General features: G+C 59.8%; 5 protein-coding genes and 1 pseudogene. 5 read left to right on the top strand and 1 reads right to left on the bottom strand.

The annotated features are described in order from the left end of the window. A pseudogene (locus tag ABX749_RS13100) lies at positions 1-426 on the top strand (amino acid ABC transporter); the annotation flags it as partial. A 43-nt stretch (positions 427-469) separates the two neighbouring features. Next, complete coding sequence (locus tag ABX749_RS13095) at positions 470-871, top strand: TspO/MBR family protein (protein ID WP_372896379.1); 402 nt, start codon at positions 470-472, stop codon at positions 869-871. A gap of 180 nt (positions 872-1,051) precedes the next feature. Here the strand turns inward: ABX749_RS13095 and ABX749_RS13090 are convergent, their stop codons facing one another. Further along, entirely contained in the window at positions 1,052-2,236 is a 1,185-nt protein-coding gene (locus tag ABX749_RS13090; RefSeq protein ID WP_372896378.1) for a hypothetical protein, read from the bottom strand. 472 nt (positions 2,237-2,708) lie between these two features. Here ABX749_RS13090 and ABX749_RS13085 point away from each other — a divergent pair, with 472 nt between their 5' ends. The 3 genes from ABX749_RS13085 (at position 2,709) to ABX749_RS13075 (ending at position 8,310) form a co-directional block, all read left to right on the top strand. Continuing rightward, the gene (locus tag ABX749_RS13085; RefSeq protein WP_372896377.1) at positions 2,709-5,246 is read left to right on the top strand and encodes a DUF1592 domain-containing protein; all 2,538 of its coding nucleotides are present in this window, start codon (positions 2,709-2,711) and stop codon (positions 5,244-5,246) included. A 331-nt stretch (positions 5,247-5,577) separates the two neighbouring features. Continuing rightward, on the top strand, positions 5,578-6,936 hold the full coding sequence (locus ABX749_RS13080) for a DUF1552 domain-containing protein (protein WP_372896376.1): 1,359 nt from the start codon (positions 5,578-5,580) through the stop codon (positions 6,934-6,936). A gap of 96 nt (positions 6,937-7,032) precedes the next feature. Continuing rightward, on the top strand, positions 7,033-8,310 hold the full coding sequence (locus ABX749_RS13075; RefSeq protein ID WP_372896375.1) for a hypothetical protein: 1,278 nt from the start codon (positions 7,033-7,035) through the stop codon (positions 8,308-8,310). Positions 8,311-8,488: the final 178 nt, after the last annotated feature.

Below are 8,488 nucleotides of genomic sequence, written 5' to 3'. Positions count from 1 at the left end.
TTGCGACGTGGTGCCAACCGCTTGTTCGATCGCTACCTGTTGCATCGCCAACGAAAAGAACTTCTTCGTGAAGGGAGCGACCTTTGCGACGAGGAGCGGCAGGTGATCCAATCGGCCCGTTCCGTTTGGGACTTGGACGATCGGTTTACCGCGCCGCGGTTCGATTATGAAAACGCGGAAGAGTTCTATCGCGAAAATTCTGCGATTTATGTCCTTGATGAAATCTCAATCCCAACGTTGTTGTTTCATGCGATGGACGATCCGGTGGTCGATGACGACGTGTTTCGCGATCGAGATTGGTCGGCGGAAGGACCGCTCTTCCCCGCGCTTGCCCAGTCGGGCGGCCACACGGGGTTCCTCGATCAGGATGGCCAGCGATGGCATGAACGGGCAATCGTGAACTTCTTCACCCACGTCGACCACTGATCGCGGCGAAACGCTTCCCCCAATCTGATTTCAGGATGCGCAGATGACTTGGAAAGACTGGTACGACTCACTGGCCAAACCTTCGTGGACGCCCGAACCAGCAACCATCGGTCTGATCTGGCAGATCCTCTATCCAATCATCTTGCTCACGTTTACCTTCGTGTTCGTACAAGCTGTTCGGAAAAAAGTTCCATGGAAGGTGGCGTTGCCGTTTGCCATCAACCTGGTTGCCAACCTGGTCTTCACGGCCATTCAATTCGGGCTGCGAAACCTACCGTTGGCCGCACTCGACATCCTGATCGTCTGGGCGACGATCATCTGGATGATGGTGGCGGTGTGGAAACACTACCGGTGGGTTGCCGCGGCACAGTTGCCGTATTTCGTCTGGGTCTCGATTGCGACCGTGCTGCAACTGTCGATCACATGGTGGAACCTCGACCGATGACCCGGTGACTGCGTCAAAGGCTGATGCGGCAGCGAAGGGACCGGGCAAGCGGCCTGTCGATTTAAGCCCGCATGCGTTAGCAAGGGGCCACACGGCGCAACTCGCTCACGCGTCGCGCTGAACATCATCGCGTTGATTTCGGCACATCGATTAAATCGACAGGCCGCAAGCCGGGTGTCGTCATTCTCGGCAATAGGACAACGCCAACAGCGAGTAGGCCGTGACAAGGTTTCGGTTGCCTTCCATCCACCGATCACTGGATCGATTGACCCATGACCCGTCGTCTTGTTGAGCGTCGGTCAACGTCACGACCAATTCGCGATTCCACACATGATTGTTGCCGTCGGCGTCGGTTAGCACGCGGAGCTTGGCGGCGCCAAGTGCTTTGGCGAAGGTGTGGTAGTAATAATACAGCCCGGCCTGTCCCATTCCCGGATTTTCGGTCAGTGAATAGTGGTCCTCGATAAAGTTCATGGCGGCGATCACACGCGGATCGGATTCCGTTAACCCGGCATGGATCAGGCTTTTGAAACCCGCGTAGGTGATCGATCCGTAGCTACGTAGTCCGCCGCCACCGTCGCGCGTGTCCCCTCCGACCACTTTGGTTTCACCGCCGGCGGCAGGGGTGTAGTAGAACCCGCCATCACCTTCGGACGCGGCGTGCGGCAAATCATTTCCGTGGCCGGCCAGGTTTTGTGATCTTGAGACGAAGATCAACGCCTTTTTGATCGCTTCGTCGTTGGCATCGTTGCCCAAGTCCCGCAGTGCATCGATCATGAACGACGTGTTGGAGAGATCGGGGCGGGAGTGGCTGCCGTATCCGGCTCCGCCGTAGGCCGGGTCCGCGGGCGTGAGGCCCTCGCCTTCGTCCCACTGAATCTCTTTCAAAAACGCTTCGGCTCGTTTGAGCTGGCTGTCAAAGCGATCGTCGCGGTTGGCCGCGACCAGTGCCCCAACAGCGACCGACGTTTCATAGTTCCGGTGCCTGGACCCTTTCACATAAATTCCGCCATCGGGCTGGACGTTATCCAGGATCACCTGCAACGCCTTCTTCACCGCTGGCGAATCAACTTCGGTCGGACGGTTTTCCAGAATCGCGCGGACACACAATCCGGTGACGGCGACACCGCTTTCGGGGCTAAAGGATCCGTCGGCGGATTGTCCTCGGTTCTTCAAAAAGCTGATCCCCAACGATACCGCTTCGTCAATCGCGGCATTCGTTTGTCCGGGTGACTGTGGTGCGTTCGCTTTCGCTGGACCGTCCTGGCCGATCGCAAGGACCACCAATCCGACGGCAAGGAGCACACCCGCCACGCGGGTCGAAACACGTTTGGTACCGAAGCTGAGGAGTCGATCAAATTGCACGAAAGTTTTCCTGGCTGAGAATGGATTGGGTGAAGAAGGTCGTTTGACACATCGGTATTCGCCAAGGAACGCCTGCCCTGGCAAGGAGCGCCGTGAGTAGGCAAAAAACATACCAACCCAAGGGGAGCGATTTTTGTGCGTGAAAACGCAGTCATGGCAGACGCGGCGGCAGGAAATCCGCCGTCGCCGATGGATTTCCCGCCGCGCGAATTCCCGGAGCCGGATTGGGGGCCGAGTTCGAGCGATCGCCAGTGGGCGACTTCGCAACGAGCGGTCAATGACCGTCTATACTGTCCCCTGCTGCGTCGCTGCCCTCGCCAGACGGCGGAACGTCCACGCGACGACATTGATTTTCCGTCCGTCGCTTGCCCACCTACCGCAACAGCCCCACCTACCACAACGGTTTTGAGCAGCACCGACTCGGCCGACGTCGATGGATACGTGAATCGAGAGAGATTGCATGAAGGGTCGAATGAATACGTTCGCGCACGATGTGCACGCGAGTGAAGGTCGCTGGATCAGTTCACTTGCGAGTCGTGGTTTTGACGGTGTGCATGTGAAATTGGTTGAACGAGTGACGGTGCGTTTTCTTCTGGTTGTCATCGCATCCGCTTCCGTTTCCATGTCAGCGTTGGCGTCCGCCGCGGAACCCTTTGAGGCGTTTCTGGAAAAACATTGCGTCCGCTGCCACGGCTCACAGGAGGAAGAGGGCGACCTGCGGATCGACCGACTGTCGCGAGATTTCAAGGCTGGCCTGGACTCACACCATTGGGCCGAAGCGCTTGACAAGGTCAACAGTGGCGAAATGCCTCCGAAGGACCAGCCGCAGCCGACTCAGGATGAGATCGCAGCGTTCGTGACGAGTCTCGACGCTCGGCTCAAGGACGGCCGCGCGGCGCGGATGGCGGCCCGGCCGGCGGTGGCGCACTATCGGCTCAGCCGCAAAGAATACCAGAACACGGTTTATGACTTGCTCGGGGTGCGCTACGATCCCTTCATGCCGGGGGAGCTGAACGAGGACACGCTGTGGCGAGGTTTTGAGCGCATCGGGTCGGAGCTTTCGCTGTCGCCGTCGCATGTCGACCGCTACTACCGCGCGGCGGACATCGTGCTCGATCGAGCTTTCTCTGCCACATCCGCCGAAGCTCGCATCGTCCGCAAAACGGCAGCGGAGTTGCGTTACGGCGGCGGGAAGATCCAGCAGGAAACGCTCGACCGGTTTGGGATCAAGCGGCCGCTGCGTTTTTTGCTGTTCCCCGGCCGGGTTCAGAATGCGCTCTCGTCCAATTGGTTTGGAAAGACCGGTCCGGAACACAGCGGGCTTTATCGCATGCGGCTGCAAGCCAGCGGAATCCGTCCGCCCGGCGGCCAGCCGGCTCATCTGAGCATTGGCACGCGAACCGGCGAGGAGACCGTCGACGGTCTCATCGAATTTGACATCACGGCACCAGAGGACGGTCCGCAGGTGTATGAGTTCGAGGTGTTTCTCGAAATGCCGACGACGCTGCATTTCTGCGTGGTCGCCACCGATGGGGTGGACCGCAGGGGCGGTGCCGCCTTCCGCAATGCGATCGCCAGCCGTTCCTACATTTTTACGCATAGCAGCGAGACTATTCTTCTGAATCCGAACGCCCCGCAGATGTTCGATGACAAAGGCAACGGCATCTTCTCCACCGTGCTGCTCGATTGGATCGAGTGGGAAGGGCCGCTGCAAACCGAGGCGGAACGCTCTCGGCGCGAAGGCGTGCTGCCGCCTGATGATGCCGCTGACGAAGTTGTCGCGGAGCATTTGCGGCGATTCGCCGAACGCGCTTGGCGGCGCCCGGTGATGATGGACGAACTGAAGCACTATCTGCAATCGTTCCGCGTCGAACGCGAGGCGGGCGAAACGGCGGCCGAGGCCTTTCGGATCGCGATGCAAGGCGTGCTGACCTCCCGAAATTTCGTCTATCTCGTCGAAGGTGACCCCGAGCCCCGTGAACGCCTCACGGACTGGGAACTCGCTTCGCGGCTTTCGTATTTTCTCTGGAGTTCGATGCCCGACGATGGCCTCTTCACCGCCGCCATCAGCGGCCAATTGATTGGCGCGGGGCTGGGGACCGAAGTGGACCGCATGCTGACGGACGACCGCATTGAGCGTTTCATCGATGATTTCTCACGGCAGTGGTTGCAGCTTCACCGCGTCGGCATGTTCCCGCCCGACAAGCAATTCTACCCCGGCTACGACGACTGGCTCGAGGCGAGCATGCGGGCCGAGCCGGTCGAGTATTTCCGCGAGATGTTCGCGACAAACCAGCCCATTGACGGTTTTCTTCGTTCCGACTGGACGATGGCCAACGCCCGGCTCTGTGATTTCTACGGGCTGCCGGAACCGACCCACAGCGGCTTCCAACGCGTCTCATTGACGCCCGACGACCATCGCGGCGGTCTGCTCACGATGGGCGCGGTGCTCGGGTTGACGTCCGACGGAACCCGCCACCGACCGGTGCATCGCGGCGTCTGGGTCAGCGAAGCGATCTTCAACAAAACCCCGCCGCCACCTCCGGCCAACGTCGATCCGATCGAACCGAATCCGCCGCAGAGTCCCAAGGCGACGATCCGTCAGAAGCTTGCCGCGCATGCTCAGAATGCGAGTTGTGCCGCCTGTCACCGAGGCATTGATCCGCTCGGTTTCGCCTTCGACCAGTATGACGCCATCGGCCAATGGAGGACGCACGAACGCGTCGCAGCCGGGACCGGAGACGATCCATCGGTGGATGCCTCGGGCGTCATGCCCGACGGCCGCTCGTTCACCGATTCGGCCGAGTTCAAACGGCTGCTGTTGGAAGACCGCGACAAGGTCGCACGGGCCTTCATCGAACACCTCTGCACCTACGCCCTCCGCCGCGTGCTCACCGTCGATGATCAAGATGACCTCCACGCGATTGAAAACGAAGCGAAGAAGAACGACTATCGAATTCGAGACATCGTCCGCGCGGTCGCTCTTTCGGAACTGATGAGGAAGAGGTGAAGGGAGCTGTTAGCTGTTAGCAATTAGCAATTAGCAATTAGCCAGACAATAGAATGTTTTATCCACCAACCTTAGGTTGACCCACATCTCTGCATCCCGGATGGGATGGCAGAAAGTAGCCGGCGGTCGAGCGAAGCGAACACCGCCGGAATGGACAAGGACAGTCCAAATCGACCCCGACGGGGTCGCAGCGTAGTAATGCTGTGACCCCATCCGGGGTCAATCCGTAATCGATTAAAGGCTTCCGGTGGTTCGCTAAGGCGACCACCGGCTACTTGCTGCAACCCCTCTCGGGGTAAAGCTCACTGCTAACCACTAACCACTAATCGCTATGTCCCATTTTCTCTCCCAGTCCTGGCTCATCGACCGCCGGCATGCGCTACGTGCCTTGGGCACTTGCATTTCACTGCCATTGCTGGAATGCATGATCCCGTCGCGGGCGGCCGAGCAGGCGTCCGCATCGCCGCGACGCAGTGCGTTCATCTACCTCGCCAACGGTGTTCATTCGCTGAATTATCAAATCACCGCGCCGGGTGCAGGCTACCAGTTCTCCCGGTCGCTCAAGCCGCTGGAGAAACATCGCGACATCATCACGCCCATCAGCGGCTTGCATCACCCGGGAAGCCTCAGCCACCACCACAACTGCATCAAGATTTGGCTGACCGGTGGAAAGCTCGGTCCCTCGGACCGCAACACCATCTCGGTGGACCAGAAGATGGCCGAAGTCACCGCTCCGCACACCCGTTACCCATCGATGGAAATTGCCATCACGCAGGAGTCGCTGTCCTGGACGGCCGACGGCGTTCAACTTCCGCCGATGCGTCGTTGCAGTGAAATCTTCGCGTCGCTGTTCGAGGAACCCAAAGGCGGCATCGCAGCTCAGCGAAGGGCTCTGCGTCGTAAAGCCAGTGTCCTTGATGACAACCTCGCGGAAGTGCGGCGGCTGGAGCAGAAGATGGGCGCGGCTGACAAGGGGCGGCTCGATCAATACCTCAGTTCGGTCCGAGAGGCAGAGATTCGCACGCGGCGGGCCGATGCCTGGCTCGACACGCCGCTACCCCCGATTTCTGACGCCGACCGCAAACGCACCGACCGCGACATCCCCGACACCCAGGCGGGTGACTATTTCCGCACGGTCTACGACCTGATGGTGTTGGCCTTTCAAACCGATGTAACACGCGTGGCCACGTTCAGCCTGGGTGGCGAAGGTCAGGCGATCGCGATTCCGGAAATCGACATCACGGAGTCGCGGCATCAACTCAGCCACCACGGCGGCGATGCCGGCTACATCGAAAAACTCACCAACTACGACACCTTCGCCATCGAGCAGTACAGCTATTTCCTCTCGCGGTTGCAGGAAACCAAGGACCTCAACGGACGACCGCTACTGGGCTCCACAATGGCGTTGTTCGGCAGCGGCATGTCTTACGGACACAGCCACGGCAATGCCAACTTGCCGCTGGTGCTCGCCGGCGGTTCAGACCTCGGCCTCCAGCACGGCCGCCATCTGGACTTCAATCAGGGCCACTTCAACGGCTATCAACTCGACAAGCCCGGTGAGCACTACGCGCTGTGCAGCCGACCCGCCAACCCGGACGCGCACATGAGCAATCTCCTGTTGATGATGGCGCAGCGCATGGGAGTCGAGACGGACACGTTCGGTGACAGCAATTCAGTCATTGAAGTGTGAGGATCCATTAGCCATTAGCCATTAGCCATTAGCTGTTAGCTTTGAAACTTGAAACTTGAAACTTTCCCATCGACGAACCGCCACCTGCCAACCGCTATGCCCTCCACCAAGACTCTTAATTCAAGACTGCACCCGGCACTGTGGCTGATCATTGTTTTGACCGCGGGAACAGCCGTCGCAGATGAACCGTTTCGCCCCACGGTAGGCTCGTTTCCTCCCTTGGAAAAGGCGCACGCCTATCGCGGCGAACTGGTGTTCGTGGATCACGTCAATCGCCGCGGCAGCGTTCGTGTGCAAGGGGCTGGCACGTATTTTCGAAACCCGCCGCATCCCTTCGCGATGCTTCCCTACGGCATCGTGAGGTATCACGGCGCACCGGCGGATCTTCGGGACATCCCGCTCGGCACCGTGCTGCACGTCCGGGCATTCCTGCCGCCCGATCCGACGCTCTCCGCCGTTCCGGTGCTTCCGATCGACAACCGAAAGAAAACGGCGGGTTACAGTGGCGCCGGGATCGCACCGGCCGAGAACCATGTCCTGCTGCTCGAAGACGAACTCAGCCACTGCCTTCGCGAGGGACTGGTATGGAAACTGAAAGAGATGGACATCGACAACAACGAGGGGCAGATCGTTGCCAGCCGCGAACCGAAGGAAGGCCGGGACGGCACGCCGAGCGAGGAAACGATGACGTTTGATGCCGCCACCCGCATCTGGCGTGGCCGCGAATGTCTGGGAGTCAAGGACTTGGTCGCCGCAGGGCTTTGGCCGGCAAGCGGAAAGAAAGTGCTCGGTGACCAGGCCGTGCAGCTCGGCATCACTTGGAAACCCACGCCGTCGAGTGTCTTCACCCGGTTTCATGTTTCAGACATCTGGCTGGACGACACCGCGATCGGGCGCGCCGCCGACCGACAGACCGCGACGCACAAGGCCTTCATCCGCAGCCGCTGGATGCCCGCTTGGATTGATGCCGTTGAGTATGGCAAGTTCGGCCGCGCGACCGTGACCGCGACGTTGTTCGGCGGCATGGACGCGTCGCTTTACGCCGATTTCCAGAAAGGGAAACAGGCCGCGATGAACGCATCGGAAAACACATTGAAACACGCCGGCGGGAACTACGGACCGACCCACATGGCGTCGAAAGGCCCCCTCCTGGACGTCGTGAAGGCGACGGGCGACGTCCCCCTTGGCAGCAGCGGCATTCAAATTCGCTTCGAGACGGACCTGATTATTGAAGGGATCCGCCCGGGACGAGTCGTTCGCGTCCGTCCGGCGGGTTGGCCCGAGGTGAACCTTCCCCGAGAAGAGTTTCTGGGTGATGGAAGCTTCCGCCACGAAGACCGCTTCCCCACCCCGGACATCTTTCCCAAGTACTGACGCGGAGTGGATTGCCGCAGCGAGGCGATTCATGGGGCGTCGGTCTTCCTGGATGGGGGCAAGACGATGGGGGCAAAACGATGGGGGCAAGACGATGGGTGCAGAATGATGGGTGCAGAATGATGGGTGCAGAATGATGGGTGCAGAATGATGGGTGCAGAATGATGGGTGCAGAATG

The sequence above is a fragment of the Stieleria sp. genome, from assembly GCF_041595215.1.
Lineage (GTDB): Bacteria > Planctomycetota > Planctomycetia > Pirellulales > Pirellulaceae > Stieleria > Stieleria magnilauensis.
Note: the sequence above shows the minus strand (reverse complement) of the source record. Positions and strands in the feature narration are given on the sequence as shown.